A 16,324-nucleotide genomic window follows, 5' to 3' on the forward strand; every position below is an offset into this window, starting at 1 on the left:
GACAAAAGTGCACTAAGTGTGGTGCAAATTTCCCGTTTTAGACAGTGAAGAGATTTGTCGGTAATTTTCAAATAAATTCAGCAACTCTCTGCCAGGCCTGCGTCCGCTCTCCGTCCGTGAACAGCACCCGCCAGCGGCGGCGATCCTGCATCAGCGTGCGATGCAGCTGCTGCAGATCCCTGAGATCCAGCGCCTGGATCTGCGCCGCATCGGGTTCGGCCAGGCCATTCTCCTGACGCAGCCGTGCCAGCGGCTGATCGCTTTCTCTGCTGAGCAGGCGGGTTTTCAGTGCCACCAGATCGCACTCGGCCAGCGTCGGCGTCAGCGAGCGCAGGAAGTTGCGGCAGTAGCGCAGCAGGGAGAGCGCGCTGTAGTCGGGTGACTGCAGCGCAAACAGCACCCCGTCTTCGTCGGCGCAGCGCAGATAGCGGCTGCTGACCACGTAGCCCACCGGCTGTTCGACCCGATAGCGCTGGAAAAAGCGCGGCTCGTAGATCAGGGCCAGCGCCCGCAGCGCAGCCAGCTGTTCACTCTGCTGCAGCGGGATAAAGAGCAGCAGCGCATTATCGGTGCTGGCATGGGGCAGACGCGTCAGACCGGTCCGGGGCGTCATGCGCGTCGGCGGCGTGGCCGGGTTGACCGGCAGCGACAGCGCACTCAGCCGCCGGGCGATCAGGGCGTGCAGCGCCGCGTTGCCCCCTTTCAGTGCCGCCCGCCAGCTGCCGGGCGCTACGTTTACCGCCAGCTCATAGGGTAACTGCTGCAGCAGCGCACGAATGGCGATGCTCTCCACAGGCGGAGTCGGCCCGGATTCGGCAGGCGGCGTGAGAGCAGGCACCATCAGGCTGAGCGCCCTGTCGGCCACCGCCGCATCCGGCGGCAGCTGCAGCGTCAGTTGCCACACCCCCTCCACTTCCTGCCAGCGCCCATGACCGCCCTGATGGCGCAGCGCGGCAAACAGCGGACGCAGCCGTTTTTCCAGCGCCAGGCCCCTCTCCGGCGTAAAGGTTGTCCAGAACTCCGGGCGCAGGATCAGCGTAGCGTCCCCGTCGTCAGGCTGATGATGCGGTAAGTCTACCGCTGTGGCAGGCAGCGGTTCAGCGGTGGCGGCGCTGCTGAGCGGATAGAAGGTGAATGAGGCCGGGGATGGCTTCGTGCGGGGAAACGCATTCCGTGGGGAGAGCGCCAGGCTGAATCCCTGCGTGACCAGATTCTCCGCCGCCGGTTGCGGCGAGCAGATCAGCCAGCTATGCGGCGCGCGGCAGAGCGACGCCAGCAGCAGCGGCAACGCAGACTCTGCCTCATCCGGCGCAAAGCCGAAGGCGCGCTGGCGTAACTGATCCAGCGGCGCGAGCGCGGCAAAACGCTGCTGTGCCAGCCGCTGATAGTGCTGATGCTGCGATTCAGTGGTCTGGCGCAGCGCGGCCAGATAGTCATCGATCACGCTGTCTGTCAGCTCAGGCTGGTCGGTATCCACCTTCAGGGCCAGCCAGTGCGCGTCATCGGCCTGATAGATCCATTGCAGATCCAGCGCCTCCGCCAGCTTCCACTCGCGCAGCGTCGCCAGCAGTGAACCGGGCGCTTCATCGAGCAGAAACTCACGCCATAACGTGACACCGTCACTACTGTTCAGCAGCCAGCTGCGCCACAGCGCCGCGGGTGCGCCCTCCGCCAGCTGCCAGACAGCCTCACCTGTCAGTCCGGGCGGCGACAGATCCTGCTGCGCGTGACCGGACGGCAGCCCGGCGGCAAAATCCCGCGCCAGCTGCTCCAGCTCATCCAGCGTCTGCGGTCCCTGCAGCCAGAGCCGCATATTGCCGGAAACGTAATAGCGCTGGTGGAACTGGCGCAGCGCCCGCTGCAGAGCGGGGAGATCATCGCCAAAGGTGGCGCGACTTCCTACCTGGAAGCGGCGGAATGCGGGGGGTGATGTGGCGGCGTGCAGCAGTGCCGCCTCCGTGCGTGTCGGCTGATGGCGCTGTAACAGCTGATACTCTGCGTCGATCACTGCCACTTCCTGCCCGATCGCCTGATTGTCGAGCAGCGGATGGGCAATCATATCCTGCAATCGCAGCAGCCCGTCAGCCAGCAGCGACGGCGTAACCTCAAAGAAGAAGGCGCTGCGGCGGGCCTGCGTGGTGGCATTAACCCTGCCACCCTGCGCCTGGATCCAGCTCATCAGCCGCCCCTCATCAGGCCAGCCGGTGCTGCCGGTGAAGAGCAGATGCTCAAGCAGATGCGCCAGGCCCGGCCAGCGGTCAGGCTCGTCGTGGCTGCCTGCCGCCACCTGAATCAGCGCCGCGGCCTGGCTGGCGTCGGCGTGATGCACCAGCTCAATCGTCAGGCCATTGATCGTCAGGCCGCGCGTTATCATCAGAGGTTCCGGGTTTTGTAGATCAGCTGTGAGTTGCTGCGGTTGCGGAACTGCAGCTGACCAATCCTGATGTCGCTGCAATCCGCCTCGCGGCGGGCCTCAAGGATTTTGCCATGATGCGGTGATTTGCTGCAGACCGGATCGGCGTTGTCGGCGTTGCCGGTCTGCATATACGCCTGGCAGCGACAGCCGCCGAAGTCTTTCTCTTTCTCGTCACAGGAGCGGCACGGCTCTGGCATCCAGTCGAAACCGCGATAGCGGTTAAAACCGAACGAGTTGTACCAGATATCGTCCAGACTCTGCGTCAGCACCGACGGAAACTCCACCGGCAGCTGGCGCGCACTGTGACACGGCAGCGCGGTGCCTTCCGGCGTGACGCTGAGGAAGATGGCACCCCAGCCGCCCATGCAGGGCTTGGGCCGCTCTTCGTAATAGTCCGGGGTCACAAACAGCAGATTGGTCAGGCTGCCGCTGTCGCTCATGCGCTCACGGTAACGGTTTACCACCGCTTCCGCCTGCGCGATCTGCTCACGGGTAGGCAGCAGGCCCTCGCGGTTCAGCTGCGCCCAGCCGTAGAACTGACAGGTCGCCAGCTCGACGTCATCCGCTTCCAGCTCGATGCAGAGGTCGATAATTTTATCGATCTGATCGATGTTGTGGCGATGCAGCACGAAGTTAAGCACCATCGGATAGCCGTGGGCCTTCACCGCCTTCGCCATCTCCAGCTTCTGCTGAAACGCCTTTTTCGAGCCTGCCAGCGCGGCATTCAGGGTTTCATCACTCGCCTGGAAGCTGATCTGGATATGGTCCAGACCCGCCTCGCTGAAGGCATCCAGCTTTTTCTCTGTCAGGCCGATGCCGGAAGTAATGAGGTTGGTATAGAAGCCGAGATCGCGCGCGGCCTTAATCAGCTCCGGCAGATCTTTGCGGGTCAGCGGCTCGCCGCCGGAAAAACCGAGCTGCACGCTGCCCATGGCGCGCGCCTGGCGAAACACCTCAATCCACTGCGCCGTCGTCAGCTCCTTCTCCTGCTGCGCAAAGTCGAGCGGATTCGAGCAGTAAGGACACTGCAGCGGGCAGCGATAGGTCAGCTCGGCCAGCAGCCAGAGCGGCGGATTTACGCCAGGTTTATGCGGGGTCACGGAACTGTATCCACTTCTGTTCATAGGCTGACTGCAGGAACTCTAAAACGTCTGCACCCACGCCGCCCGCTTCCGGGAAACGGCTGTCGAGCGTCGCGATAATCGCGGCGATATCCTGTTTGCCATCCACCAGCTCAAGAATGGCGGCGGCGGTTTCATTCAGTTTCGCCATCCCTTCCGGATAGAGCACGACGTGGCTCTCCTGGGCGGCTTCCCACTGCATGCGGTAGCCGCGACGAAACACGGCAATCGAGTTCTCATTCATCTGTTATACCAGTCGGGTGGTGTGCCACGCCGCCTTGTCAGTGACGGTGTGGTAAGGCGGACGTTTCAGCTCGTAAGCCATGGTCATCGCATCCAGCATGCTCCATAAAATATCGAGCTTAAACTGCAAAATTTCCAGCATGCGGTTCTGGCTCTCTGCGGTGGTGAAAAAGTCCAGCGCCAGCGCCAGGCCATGTTCCACATCGCGGTTCGCCTGACCCAGGCGGCTGCGGAAGTAGAAGTAGCCCTCTTCTTTGATCCATGGATAGTGCTGTGGCCAGCTGTCGAGCCGCGACTGATGGATCTGCGGCGCGAACAGCTCGGTCAGTGAACTGCACGCGGCCTCCTGCCAGTTAGCGCGGCGGGCAAAGTTAATATAGGCATCCACCGCAAAACGCACGCCGGGCAGCACGTGTTGCTCCGACAGCAGTTCCTCACGCGTCAGACCGACGGCCTCGCCCAGCCGCAGCCAGGCTTCGATGCCGCCCTCTTCGCCATTACTGCCGTCATGGTCAAGGATGCGCTGCACCCATTTGCGCCGGGTAGCCGGATCGGGACAGTTCGCCATGATCGCCGCATCTTTCAGCGGAATGGTGGTCTGGTAATAGAAGCGGTTGGCCACCCAGCCCTGAATCTGCTCGCGGGTCGCCTGACCGTTGTGCATCGCAATGTGATAGGGGTGATAAATGTGGTAGTACGCACCCTTGTCGCGCAGGGCCTGTTCAAAAGCCTGTGGCGACAGCGTTTCGGTGATCTGCATGATTTAGCCCTGAAGGTGGATCGCCATTCCGTCCCAGCTCACCTCGATGCCCTGCTCTGTCAGAAACTGACGCTGGGATGACTGCTCGTTAAGGATCGGATTGGTGTTGTTAATGTGGATCAGAATTTTGCGTTTTGCCGGCAGCGACGCCAGCAGCGCCATCAGCCCCTGCTCTTCTGCCAGTGCCAGATGGCCCATCGCCTTGCCGGTGTTGTGGCCTACGCCGGTGGCGAGCAGCTCATCATCCTGCCAGACGGTGCCGTCAATCAGCAGGCAGTCTGCCTTGTGCAGCCACGGCAGGATGACGTCATCAGGCTCTCCCAGACCGGGTGCATAGAGCAGCGTCTGGCCGCTGGCGCGGTTTTCGATAAACAGCGCCACGTTGTGACCCGGCAGCGGCCGATCGCGATAGGGCGAGTATGGCGGCGCGTTACTGATGATCGGAATCGCGGTAAACACCAGATCGCGACAGACATCAACGCTGAACGGCGTCAGTGGCGCAATGGGCCGGTGCTGTAAGCCGCCGTTCCAGTGGCTGAGCATCGGAAAGATGGGGAAGCCGGTGCTGAGGTCGGCATGCACCTCAGGGGTGCACCATACCTGATGCGGACAGCCTTCACGCAGGCTGAGCAGCCCGGTGGTGTGATCGATCTGACTGTCGGTCAGGATAATGGCACCTATCGCGGTGCCGCGCAGTACCCCTTTGCGGGTCAGCTCGGGCGTATGCAGGATCTGTTGACTGATATCGGGAGAGGCATTGCACAGCACCCAGTCCTCGCCGTTATCGCTGAGAATAATCGACGACTGTGTACGCATGCTGGCCTGAATCGTGCCGTTTCGCACGCCGTGGCAGTTGGCGCAGTTGCAGTTCCACTGCGGAAACCCGCCACCCGCGGCCGAACCGAGGATTTTGATAAACATAGAGGAAAACCAGAAGTTGAAAAAATGCCCGCTCAGAAGGCGGGCATAACGATTAACGGTTGGAGATGTAGAGAGTCACTTCCAGACCGAGACGCAGATCAACGAAGGTTGGTTTTTTCCACATAATTTATATCCTCTTTATTAACAGTAATTTAGCTGCCTGGAATCAGCGTGACAGCGATTAAATGAGAGCACTGTCACAATTTCCAGGCAGATGGTGCGCCAATGGCGCGTCGGGATCAAGTCCGGACATAAGGAAATTGTTATCACAGCCCGGTCAGACGTAAAACCCGCTGCCAGTTTCCCCATGCCAGCTTCTCTGTCAGTGTCTGATCATAGCCCGCTTCCCGGAAAGCCGCGAGCAGACGCGGCATCCCGCTGACATCCCCCAGCGCATCCGGCGGGGTGATGCCGTCGAAATCGGAGCCAAAGGCCACATGGTCGCTGCCCATTATCCTCAACAGGTGATCACAATGCTTAACAATTTCTGTTAATGGCGTGTCGGCATCGCGTTTACCGTCGGCCCGCAGAAACGCGTTGCCGAAGTTGATGCCGACCAGCCCCCCGCTGTCGCGGATCGCCATCAGCTGCGCATCCGTGAGATTGCGCGGCTGCGGGCAGAGGGCGTGCGCGTTAGAGTGGCTGGCGACCAGCGGCGCAGCGGCGATCCGGGCAGTGTCCTGGAAGGCCTTTTCATTCATGTGAGAGACGTCAATCATCATATTGAGCGCGCTGGCCTGCTGGATCAGCCGTTCACCGGCCGGGGTCAGCCCCGGCCCGGTATCGGGCGAGCCGGGGAAGCTGCCGCTGACGCCCTGACCAAAGCGGTTAGGCAGATTCCAGAACGGCCCGATGCTGCGCACCCCCGCCTGCCAGAAAGCGTGCAGCTGTTCGCCCTCTTCATCCAGCGCATCGGCCCCTTCGATATGCGCCACCATCGCCAGTACACCCGCCGCCCGGCACTCCGCAATCTCCTCCACGCTGCGGCAGAGACGCGCCCGACCCCCTGATTCATCGGCCAGTTGCTGCAGGATCTGCAACTGCTGCCACATGATCTCAAGCGGTTGCCAGGGTTCACCGGCACGGGCTGGCACGGTGCGGGCAATGTACTCCTGTGGCGGCACAAAAATCGCAAACAGCCCGCCGCCAAAGCCGCCCTGCTGAATGCGCGGGAAATCGAGGTGGCCCCGTTCAATACCCTGATAAAACGCCTGCACAGGCGCATCGCGATGGTGCAGCCAGAGGTTAAGCAGCAGGTCGTTGTGACCGTCAAAAATCAGCATAAGTGTTCACCCGGAGAAACAGGCGATCATGCTAACCCCGCCCGGCAGATTCATCAAACCGGAGCGCACGCAGGGTGTTGTCCTGAATATTTCAGGATATAGTGCAGAGAACATTTCTTATGCGCCGGTCTGAAGTGGATTATTTACTGGGGTCAACAGGTGACTGAGTTTTATATCTCAAGAGCGGGGCTGATCTCTGGCCTGGCTGGTAGCTTTCTGATTTTCATCTCTTTCTTTCTGTATGCTTTTAACAGAAAAGCGTATGACAGACTCATTTCCCTGTTCCTGGAGAAATATCAGTTTCCGCCACCCTGTTCGTTCTATCACATGGCCGGTTTTTTTGGCGCATATCAGGTGTGCAGATTTTTCATTAATCTCAGCAGGAATAAACCAATAGCCTCCCTCAGCAAGGAGAGTCCTGCTTACTCCTTTTTCGGCGAAAACAGACTCACTGTCAGCCGCTGGATGATCTCGTTAGTGCGTCTGTGGATGTTTGCAGGAATCTGCTATCTCGGCACAGCGCTCGCTGTTCTGACTCTGATTGTCCTCAGGTGAGAACGACACTGATCCCGACGTAATCTTACCAGCCCACGCTGTGGGCATCGTCTTTGACTACAGCGCCTGATGCTCACCTATCTGACATCAACTCAGAGCCTTCCCTTTTCAGCCTTCTGCGTCTTCAGGCGGAACAGCGCTGCTTGCATATTCACCTTGCTGTGTGTTGTCACTTTTGCGCATCAGGTTGTCAGCATCGCGCGCGCGGCGGAGAGGCGCTGGCGGCAGAATGATAAAAAAACAAGGAGAACCCTATGCTGACGCAACCCGCTGATAAATACCGTCCCGCCCCGCTGATGTCGCTGCCCGATCGTCAGTGGCCTTCACGCCAGCTCACTCAGGCACCGCGCTGGCTCTCTACCGATCTGCGCGATGGCAATCAGGCGCTGGCGGAGCCGATGGATCGCGAGCGCAAAATGGCCTTCTGGGATCTGCTGCTGCGCTGCGGTTTCCGGGAGATCGAGGTCGCCTTTCCCTCAGCATCGCAGACAGATTTTGATTTCGTTCGCGATCTGATTGAACAGCAGCGCATTCCGCAGGATGTAACGCTGCAGGTGCTGACACAGGCGCGTGCCGATCTGATCGCCCGCACCTTCGAATCGCTGCAGGGAGTGCCGCGCGCCATTGTGCATTTCTATAACGCCACTGCGCCGCTGTTTCGCGAGCGGGTTTTTAAACAGAGCAAAGCGGAGATTATCGCCCTCGCCACCGCAGGCGCGCGGCAGATCCGCGCCGGATGCGAGGCGCAGCCGGCAACCCACTGGACCTTTCAATATTCACCCGAAACGTTCTGTTTCACCGAACCGGCGTTCGTTCTGGAGATTTGCGAGGCGGTGGCGGATGTCTGGCAGCCTGATGTCACGCGGCCGATGATCATCAACCTGCCCGCCACGGTGGAGGTGAATACGCCGAATGTCTATGCCGATCAGATCGAGTATTTCTGCCGCCACTTCAGCCGCCGCGATGCCGTCTGTATCAGCGTCCATCCGCATAACGATCGCGGCACCGGCGTCGCCTGCGCGGAGCTGGCTCTGCTGGCAGGCGCTGACCGGGTTGAAGGTTGCCTGTTTGGCAACGGCGAGCGCACCGGCAATGTCGATCTGGTGACGCTGGCGCTGAATCTCTACACGCAGGGCGTTTCGCCACAGCTCGACTTCAGCAAAATGCAGGAGGTGATTGAGGTGGTGACCCGCTGCAACCAGTTGCCGGTGCATCCCCGCCATCCCTACGCGGGGGAACTGGTCTTCACCGCCTTCTCCGGTTCGCATCAGGACGCGATCAAAAAAGGGTTCGCCATTCGCGCCGAACAGCAGGAGACGCTGTGGCAGATGCCCTACCTGCCCCTTGACCCGGCCGACATCGGCTGCAGCTATGAGGCGGTGATCCGTGTCAACAGCCAGTCAGGCAAAAGCGGAGCCGCCTGGCTGCTGGAACAGAATCACGGTTTACAGCTGCCGCGTGCCCTGCAGCAGGATTTCAGCCGCTGTGTGCAGCAGGAGACAGACCGGCACGGCGGCGAGATGACGCACTACGCGCTGTGGCAGCTCTTTTGCCGCCGCTACGGTGTGACGCAGCCGGCAATCACCCTGGAGCAGGCTGACAGTCAGAGTGACAGCGCCGGACAGACGCAGATGCGCGCCAGCGTCCGCTGTCAGGCGCGTCCAGTGACGCTCACCGGCCGGGGCAATGGCTGGCTGTCGGCAGCGGTCAATGCCCTCGCTGGCGCGTTCGACCTCCATCTGACCATTGAGGATTATCATGAACATACGCTGGGGCGGCGCAGTGACAGCCGTTCCGTGGCCTATATCAGCTGTGTGGATGCGCGTGGGGTGCGGGCCTGGGGTGTGAGCATCGACAACGACACGACCCGTGCGGCCCTGCAGGCACTGCTCAGCGCGGCGGGCTGCTTTCTGGCGGCGGAAAGTAGTCCGTCGGTGACACGCCCAGCAGACGACGAAACATCGCACTGAAGGCGCTGGGGCTTTCATAGCCCAGCTCCAGCGCCACCCGCAGCACCGCGTCGCCCTGCGCCAGTCGCGTCAGGGCGATCGCCAGCCGGGCGCGTCGCACCCAGTCGCTGAACTGCAATCCGGTTTCGCGCATAAAATGGCGGGCCAGCGTCCGGCCCGAGACGTTCAGGTGGGCACTGGCGCGCAGTAGCGTCCAGTTTTCGCCGGGGGTCTGCTGGATCCGCTCACACAGCGCCTGAAGCCGGGCGCTGTGTGGCGTCGGCAGCGCAAACGGCAGCACATCCATGCCGCGAATTTCATCCAGAATCAACTCCATTACCCGCTCAGCCCGACTGCCTGCCTCGTAATGCACCGGCAGCGCGAGTGCGGTAACAATCAGCTCACGCAGCAACGGTGAAATCTGCACCACCTGACAGCTGGCGGGCAGATCGGCGCGTGCCAGCGGATCGATAAACAGCGTGCGCGCCGCGACGCTGCCGGTAATCTGCAACGCATGACGGGTAAACGCGGGCAGCCAGACGCCGCGGCTGGGTGGCACGATCCAGCTGCCATACTCCGTTTCCACCCGCACCACGCCGCTCAGCGTGTGGATCAGCTGTGCGCAGGTATGGTGGTGCCAGGGCTCACTGGCACCGTGCCGGTAGTCGTGCGCCAGCGGCACCAGCGGACGATGGCTGAAGTCAACCGGCTGCTGGCTCATTGCGCCTTCAGATAGCGGTAGATCACCGCCAGATCCTCTTCACCGTGTCCTTCATCAACCGCCTGCTGCCAGAGCCGGGAAATATTTTCCAGCGCCGGCAGCGGCGTTTCTGCGGCATCCAGCGCCAGTCGGGCATCCTTCAGCGCCCAGACCAGATGCATCTGCGGGGTGTAGTCATCGCGGGCCATCATCTCCAGCTTCATTTTTGCATAAGGGGCCGCCAGCGGACCGCCCTCCAGCACCTGCCAGAGATCGTCGGTGGAGAAGCCGAACTGCGCTGCCAGCTGGGTACTCTCTGCCAGGCTCTGCATCATGCCAATCAGCCAGCTGTTGATCACCAGCTTCATACGGCTGCTTTTACCCGCTTCGCCCAGCCACTGCGTACCTTTACCGATGGCGGCAAACACCGCTTCTGCCGACTGCGCCCGGCTCTGATCGCCACTGGCGAGCACCAGAATCTGCGCGTTTTCGGCCGGTGCCTTGGTGCCGGAAACCGGCGCATCAATAAACAGCAGATCGGGACGGGCCTCTGCGAAAAAGGCGATCAGCGCGTCCGTTTTTTCCACCCCGATGGTGCCCATCTGGCACAGCGTTGCACCCTGTTTAAGGGCTTCCTTAACCTGATGCAGCACCTGCTCAGTGGTATCACCGTCCGCCAGCATGGCGATCACGACATCCGCCTGCCGCACCGCCTCGTCCGGCGTGTCAGCCAGCTGCAACCCCGCATCCAGCAAATCTTCGCCGCGTGCGCGGGTGCGATTCCAGCCATGCACGGTAAAGCCTTTCTTCAGCAGATTAGCGGCAAATGCGTGCCCCATTGCGCCTAATCCCAGAACCGCTACTTCAGGTTGTTTCATGCTGACTCCCTTGAGTTATCTGACGGCACCCCACAACGGTGGATGCCCGTGACCAGTAAAGTTGCGTTTCAGCCTGGCGGTAAACAGAGAAAAAATCCAGCCCGAAGCGGTGTACCCCAACCGGGCAAACCCTTACCATACGCGACAATTGTTCCATCTGGTTCAATACCTCTTCTCTTTTCCAGGCGACTTATAATGAAAATAATTTCTCTGCGTCAGATGACGCTGGTCATGCTGCCCGCCATGCTGCCGCTGCCGCTGCTGGGGGCGGATAACGACGCGACCCTGGTCGTCACCGCCGCGCCGTCAGAACAGGGCCTCAACGAACTCGATACCCCGGCGGCCCTGAGCGTGGTCAGCGGCGACGATATGCGCCAGGCTGCCCCGCGCGTGAACCTGTCGGAAAATCTCAGCAGCGTGCCCGGTCTGCAGATCCAGAACCGGCAGAATTATGCCCAGGACCTGCAGATTTCGATGCGCGGCTTTGGCTCCCGTTCCACCTATGGCGTGCGCGGCCTGCGCATCTATGTGGATGGCATTCCGGCGACCATGCCGGATGGGCAGTCACAGACCTCAAATATCGATATCGGCTCGGTTGACCATGTTGAAGTGCTGCGCGGCCCCTTCTCAGCACTCTATGGCAATGCGTCAGGTGGGGTCATCAACGTCACGACACAGCAGGGGCAGCAGCCGACGACGCTGGAAGCCGGCAGCTGGTACGGCAGTTACGGCAGCTGGCGCAACAGTGTCAAAGCCAGCGGCGCGACCGGTGACGGCACGCATGCCGGCGATGTGAACTACACCGTTTCTGCCTCCCGCTTCACCACCCACGGCTATCGCGACCACAGCTCCGCCCAGAAAAATCTCGGAAACGCCAGACTCGGCATGCGCATTGATGATGTCAGTACCCTGACGCTGCTGTTTAACAGCGTTCACATCGACGCACAGGACCCGGGCGGCCTGACCGCGGCACAGTGGCGCGACAATCCGCGTCAGGTGGTGAACAATGTCTCGCTCTATAACACCCGCAAAACGGTCGATCAGACCCAGGGCGGTCTGCGCTATCAGCGCCAGATGAGTGAAAATGACGACCTCAGCGTCATGCTCTATGCGGGCATGCGCGAAACGACCCAGTTCCAGTCGATTCCCGCCGCCGTGCAGCTTAAACCTTCCCATCCCGGTGGCGTGATCGCCCTGACCCGCCATTATCAGGGTGCAGACACCCGCTGGACTCATCGCGATACCCTGCTGTCCATTCCGGTGGCGCTGACCGGTGGCCTCGACTATGAAACCATGAGCGAGCGCCGTAAAGGCTACGAGAACTTCACTGTCAGTGACGGCGTTACGCATCTGGGCGAACAGGGCAACCTGCGACGCAACGAGCGCAACCTGATGTGGACGCTCGACCCCTACCTGCAGACCGCCTGGCAACTGACGGATAAGCTTTCGCTCGATGCGGGCGTGCGCTTCAGCACCGTCAACTTTGACTCGAATGACTTCTACATTCGTCCCGGCAACGGCGACGACAGCGGGAATGCGCGCTATCACAAGTGGCTGCCCACGGCGGCGCTGAAGTATGCCGTTGATCCCGGCTGGAACATGTGGATCTCTGCCGGGCGCGGCTTTGAAACCCCGACCATCAATGAGCTTTCCTATCGTTCGGATAATGCGACCGGCCTGAACCTGGGACTGAAACCCGCCACCAGCGACACGCTGGAGGCAGGCACCAAAAAACGTATCGGCAATGGCCTGCTGAGCGCGGCGCTGTTCCAGACAGACACCCGCGATGAGATTGTGGCGGATGCCAGCAGCGGCGGTCGTACCACCTATAAAAACGCCGGTCAGACGCGCCGTCGCGGTCTTGAGCTGAGCCTGGACCAGCAGTTTGCCTGGGACTGGCGGCTGAAGATGGCTTACACCCTGCTGGATGCGCGCTATCGCAGCAATGCCTGCGGCAGTGACAGCTGTGACGGCAACCGCATTCCGGGCATTGCCCGCAACATGGCCTACGCAGGCCTGGGCTACCTGCCGGAAGAGGGTTTCTATGCGGGAAGCGAAGTGCGCTACCTGAGCCAGATTGCCGCTGAAGATCAGAACAGCGTTAACACCCCCTCTTACACGGTGGCCGCACTGAACAGTGGCTATAAATGGAAACTGGACGCGTGGACGCTGGATCTGTTTGGGCGGGTCGATAACCTGTTTGACCGGCATTACGTGGGGTCGGTGATTGTGAACGAGAGTAATGGCCGTTATTTCGAGTCTGCGCCCGGTCGTAATTACAGCGCTGAATTCACGGTGAGTTACGCATTTAACTAATTTAATAAGTGGCTTTTATAAAGCCACTTATTACCGCCCAACCCTGCATTGCCAATTAATAATACCCGTTACCTTCTTAGTTAATTAATAACCCACACAAGCCCGCACTCATAAAAAAAGCCCCTTATTTACCCACCCCCGTAACCTTATTGCAACCAGAACCCTCTTTTGATAATAGAAACCGGGGCGCATTTGGGATAAATCAAAAATAGAACCCGCCTTCCCTGATAAATTATTCTCAGCTCAAACGTATCTGCTTAGCCGCACATTGAATAATTAATCTTTCTGTGTGCGCGTTGATTTTTCGTGCCACACAGGGAATGTTTTGCTGATGAATAAGATAATGAGTCGTTTAACGCCGCTGGCGTTACTGACAGGATTTATGATGAGCGGTAACGTGGCGGGTGAGAATATCGGAAGCCAGACAGGGGCCAATATAACCCTGAATGATGGCGACATTCTGACCGGAGACGCCACCTATTCAGGCGGGCTATATGGCGTCGTCAATCCCTACAATCAGACCGGAATTGTTAATCTGGGTCGTCGCGCTTTTATAAACGTTACTGATGCCGATAATTATGCACGCGGCGTAGTCATCTGGGGGAATGAGAGCCAGCTGTCTGCGGAAGGACTTACTCTCAATATCAGTGGAAATAGTGCCCTGGGCATTAATATTACGGGTCAGGATATTACTGCCGATCTGGGGACGGGAACCACTGTCAATGTGACCGGAACCGCTACCGCTTCCGGTATTTTGATTCGGGGAGCGTCATCGCTGAAAGCGGAAGCCCTTACGGTGAATCTGACAGGAGACAGTGGTTTTGGCCTCAGCGTCAGCAATGCGGGCACCCGCGTGGACCTGGGGAGTGGCAGCACCCTATCGACTCAGGGCAGAGGAAGCCACGCTATCAGGGTCCATGCCCTGAATGGGAGAGAGTCATCCCGCCGCACATCACTGACCGCAAATCAACTGACGCTCAACACGACAGGCGATTCTGCTTATGGCCTCAATCTGCAGGCCGATTCGCTCGCGAATCTCGGATCCGGAAGCACCATCACGACAACTGGCGCGAACGCCTTTGGTATCTGGAACTTTGGTGAACTCGCCGCTGATAATCTGACCATTAATACGACAGGAAGCGGCTCAATCGGTCTGGAAGTGCGTCAGAATGGCGTTGCTGACATTGGCCCCGGCAGTCAGGTAACGTCTGAACAGGCTGGCAGCATCGTCGCCAGCGGCACGTCAGCAATCATTAACTTCAAAGGAACAGCAGAACAGCGAAACAGCCTTCATTCAGGCGGTTCTTATGCCGCTTCTGCCCAGACGTCTGGCTCCTCTGTCACGCTTGATGAGACCGATATTACCAGCGCCGACATGGCGCTGTGGGCGCTCAACGGGGGTCATATCTCGGCGAATAATGTTTCCATCAGTAGTTCAGTGACTCCCAGAGCGGCGCTTTATGCAATGACAGGCGGCGAGATCAATCTGACCGGTAATGTCGATATCGCTATGGCTTCGGCAGATCAGTTCGCCATCGCCACGCAATATAACGAAGGTTATGCACAGGGCGTGGTTAATATCGACGGCAAACTGAATATGACAGGATCCGTTTATTCCCGCGACGGCTTCGTTGATTTAGCGCTGCAGCCCGGCTCGGTCTGGCAAGGCGCAGCCATCAGCGACGGTGTAAATAAGGGGTATCTGAATACGACCTTAGATAAAAGTGACTGGTATGTCAGCGCAAATTCAAATGTGGATCGGTTAAACATGAATAAGGGGCGGATTGATTTTACCCGGTCAATCTCTGCATCCGATTATTCCACCTTAACCGTTGCCGATCTGTCAGGTAGTGGTAATTTTAATATGCGTGTTGATCTGGCAGGTGAAGGTGATGGCATTAATAACCATGGCGATAAGCTGGTTGTCACAAACAGCAGCCAGGGTGACTTCACATTGTCATTTGTTAATCAGGGCAGTCTGGCGACAACAGGCCATGAGTTATTAACCGTGGCAGAAACTCCTGACGGGATAGCAAATTTTACCACAGCATCAGATATTGAACTGGGCGGCTATCTCTACTCAGTGCGTAAAACCGGCACGAACTGGGAACTCTACTCTTCCGGCGCCGCATCAGCACCGGAACCAGAACCCGCTCCGGATCCTGCTCCGGATCCGGCACCAGAGCCAGCCCCTGCTCCGCAGCCTGCGCCAGAACCAGAACCTGAACCTGAACCTGAACCGGCACCGACGCCAGCGCCCCCGATTACCACCACGGCAGATGCAGGCGGTAATTTCCTGCATGTCAGTTACCTGATGAACTATGTCGAAACGCAAACCCTGTTTCAGCGACTGGGCGACATCCGCCAGGACCATGCGAAAGGGAATGTCTGGCTGCGGGGCTTCGGCGGTAAACTGAACACCTTCTCAGGCGGCAGGCTGAGTGACTTTGAAATGGGCTACAGCGGCTATCAGTTTGGCGCAGATAAGCATCTGGCCGACGATATAAACGTGTCAGGCGGCCTGTTTATGGGGACCACCCACGCCTCACCTCACTACCGCGGGGGCGATGGTACGGCCAAATCAGAACATGTGGGGGGCTATCTGACCTGGGTCGCTGACAACGGTTTTTACGTTGATCAGGTCGTTAAGATCAACCGCATCCGCAATCAGTTCATGGTGAAAGATAGCCAGCAGAATCCGGTCTCCGGTCAGGCCAAATCAAATGGATTCACATTTTCCGTTGAAGCAGGCAGGCGTTTTCACTTCTCTTCTGATGACCAGGGCTTTTATCTCGAACCTCAGGCTCAGATTACCGCAGGCCGGCAGAAAGGGTCGCAGACCCGGGCCAGCAACGGTCTGGTTATCGCGTTTAAAGACTATCATTCCGTTAACGGTCGGGCAGGCGCGCTGGCAGGATACAGTCAGAAAAGTGGAGCCACGAATTACAATGTCTATTTCAAAACCGGCGTGGAACGCGAGTTTTCAGCCAGCATGCAATATGCTCTGAACGGTTCAACGGAGAAAGCGGATTTCAGCGGAAATGCCTTGCGCAACGGACTGGGAGTCAGTGCCGATATAGACACCGCACATCATCTTTATCTGGAAGCCGATTTAACGACCGGTCAGCGCTTTGATCAACGCCAGCTCAATGCCGGTTACCGTTTTAGCTTTTAACTGAAGG

General features: G+C 59.1%; 13 protein-coding genes. 4 read left to right on the forward strand and 9 right to left on the reverse strand.

Translation table 11 applies throughout. From position 1 onward, the window contains the following. Positions 1 to 67 precede the first annotated feature (67 nt). The 7 genes from pqqF to OJ965_RS12075 all read right to left on the reverse strand — a co-directional run bounded on the left by pqqF (position 68) and on the right by OJ965_RS12075 (position 6,744). Positions 68 to 2,374 (reverse strand): pyrroloquinoline quinone biosynthesis protein PqqF, encoded by a 2,307-nt coding sequence (gene pqqF, locus OJ965_RS12045; RefSeq protein ID WP_265135888.1) that lies wholly within the window; start codon positions 2,372 to 2,374, stop codon positions 68 to 70. Then, the gene (gene pqqE, locus OJ965_RS12050; protein WP_420874785.1) at positions 2,374 to 3,540 is read right to left on the reverse strand and encodes a pyrroloquinoline quinone biosynthesis protein PqqE; all 1,167 of its coding nucleotides are present in this window, start codon (positions 3,538 to 3,540) and stop codon (positions 2,374 to 2,376) included. Before pqqE ends, pqqF begins: the two co-directional genes overlap by 1 nt. Continuing rightward, the gene (gene pqqD / locus OJ965_RS12055; RefSeq protein ID WP_111208444.1) at positions 3,503 to 3,781 is read right to left on the reverse strand and encodes a pyrroloquinoline quinone biosynthesis peptide chaperone PqqD; all 279 of its coding nucleotides are present in this window, start codon (positions 3,779 to 3,781) and stop codon (positions 3,503 to 3,505) included. Before pqqD ends, pqqE begins: the two co-directional genes overlap by 38 nt. 3 nt (positions 3,782 to 3,784) lie before the next feature. Then, positions 3,785 to 4,540: a pyrroloquinoline-quinone synthase PqqC gene (gene pqqC / locus OJ965_RS12060; protein ID WP_009090267.1), complete on the reverse strand. Its 756-nt coding sequence runs from the start codon at positions 4,538 to 4,540 to the stop codon at positions 3,785 to 3,787. 3 nt (positions 4,541 to 4,543) lie between these two features. After that, positions 4,544 to 5,461 carry a pyrroloquinoline quinone biosynthesis protein PqqB gene (gene pqqB, locus OJ965_RS12065; RefSeq protein WP_111208445.1) on the reverse strand — a complete coding sequence of 306 codons (918 nt, stop codon included), beginning with the start codon at positions 5,459 to 5,461 and terminating at the stop codon, positions 4,544 to 4,546. 52 nt (positions 5,462 to 5,513) lie between these two features. After that, positions 5,514 to 5,585, reverse strand: a complete 72-nt coding sequence (pqqA, locus tag OJ965_RS12070) for a pyrroloquinoline quinone precursor peptide PqqA (protein ID WP_009090272.1) — start codon at positions 5,583 to 5,585, stop codon at positions 5,514 to 5,516. A 142-nt stretch (positions 5,586 to 5,727) separates the two neighbouring features. Next, on the reverse strand, positions 5,728 to 6,744 hold the full coding sequence (locus tag OJ965_RS12075; RefSeq protein WP_265135896.1) for a dipeptidase: 1,017 nt from the start codon (positions 6,742 to 6,744) through the stop codon (positions 5,728 to 5,730). A 159-nt stretch (positions 6,745 to 6,903) separates the two neighbouring features. Here OJ965_RS12075 and OJ965_RS12080 point away from each other — a divergent pair, with 159 nt between their 5' ends. After that, positions 6,904 to 7,299 carry a hypothetical protein gene (locus OJ965_RS12080; protein ID WP_058958237.1) on the forward strand — a complete coding sequence of 132 codons (396 nt, stop codon included), beginning with the start codon at positions 6,904 to 6,906 and terminating at the stop codon, positions 7,297 to 7,299. Positions 7,300 to 7,553: 254 nt separating this feature from the next. After that, positions 7,554 to 9,269, forward strand: coding sequence for a 2-isopropylmalate synthase (gene leuA, locus OJ965_RS12085; RefSeq protein ID WP_265135900.1), 1,716 nt, complete (start codon positions 7,554 to 7,556; stop codon positions 9,267 to 9,269). Here the strand turns inward: leuA and OJ965_RS12090 are convergent. Next, positions 9,190 to 9,969 (reverse strand): AraC family transcriptional regulator, encoded by a 780-nt coding sequence (locus OJ965_RS12090; RefSeq protein WP_265135902.1) that lies wholly within the window; start codon positions 9,967 to 9,969, stop codon positions 9,190 to 9,192. The two genes, leuA and OJ965_RS12090, sit on opposite strands and share 80 nt — an antisense overlap. Then, positions 9,966 to 10,826: an NAD(P)-dependent oxidoreductase gene (locus OJ965_RS12095; protein ID WP_265135904.1), complete on the reverse strand. Its 861-nt coding sequence runs from the start codon at positions 10,824 to 10,826 to the stop codon at positions 9,966 to 9,968. Before OJ965_RS12095 ends, OJ965_RS12090 begins: the two co-directional genes overlap by 4 nt. A gap of 195 nt (positions 10,827 to 11,021) precedes the next feature. Between OJ965_RS12095 and pqqU the strand changes: the two genes are divergently transcribed. Next, a complete protein-coding gene (gene pqqU / locus OJ965_RS12100) occupies positions 11,022 to 13,142 on the forward strand; it encodes a TonB-dependent receptor PqqU (protein ID WP_265135906.1) in 2,121 nt (706 codons plus the stop codon). A 343-nt stretch (positions 13,143 to 13,485) separates the two neighbouring features. Next, positions 13,486 to 16,317 carry an autotransporter outer membrane beta-barrel domain-containing protein gene (locus OJ965_RS12105; protein WP_265135908.1) on the forward strand — a complete coding sequence of 944 codons (2,832 nt, stop codon included), beginning with the start codon at positions 13,486 to 13,488 and terminating at the stop codon, positions 16,315 to 16,317. Positions 16,318 to 16,324 lie beyond the last annotated feature (7 nt).

The sequence above is a fragment of the Pantoea anthophila genome (assembly GCF_026104315.1).
In the GTDB taxonomy this organism is placed as follows: domain Bacteria; phylum Pseudomonadota; class Gammaproteobacteria; order Enterobacterales; family Enterobacteriaceae; genus Pantoea; species Pantoea anthophila.

Coding starts and splice junctions, on each gene's coding strand:
- OJ965_RS12090 (WP_265135902.1), bottom strand. CDS start 9,969: ATGAGCCAGCAGCCGGTTGACTTCAGCCATCGTCCGCTGGTGCCGCTG.
- leuA (WP_265135900.1), top strand. CDS start 7,554: ATGCTGACGCAACCCGCTGATAAATACCGTCCCGCCCCGCTGATGTCG.
- pqqE (WP_420874785.1), bottom strand. CDS start 3,540: ATGAACAGAAGTGGATACAGTTCCGTGACCCCGCATAAACCTGGCGTA.
- pqqC (WP_009090267.1), bottom strand. CDS start 4,540: ATGCAGATCACCGAAACGCTGTCGCCACAGGCTTTTGAACAGGCCCTG.
- OJ965_RS12075 (WP_265135896.1), bottom strand. CDS start 6,744: ATGCTGATTTTTGACGGTCACAACGACCTGCTGCTTAACCTCTGGCTG.
- pqqD (WP_111208444.1), bottom strand. CDS start 3,781: ATGAATGAGAACTCGATTGCCGTGTTTCGTCGCGGCTACCGCATGCAG.
- pqqU (WP_265135906.1), top strand. CDS start 11,022: ATGAAAATAATTTCTCTGCGTCAGATGACGCTGGTCATGCTGCCCGCC.
- pqqB (WP_111208445.1), bottom strand. CDS start 5,461: ATGTTTATCAAAATCCTCGGTTCGGCCGCGGGTGGCGGGTTTCCGCAG.
- pqqF (WP_265135888.1), bottom strand. CDS start 2,374: ATGATAACGCGCGGCCTGACGATCAATGGCCTGACGATTGAGCTGGTG.
- OJ965_RS12095 (WP_265135904.1), bottom strand. CDS start 10,826: ATGAAACAACCTGAAGTAGCGGTTCTGGGATTAGGCGCAATGGGGCAC.
- OJ965_RS12105 (WP_265135908.1), top strand. CDS start 13,486: ATGAGTCGTTTAACGCCGCTGGCGTTACTGACAGGATTTATGATGAGC.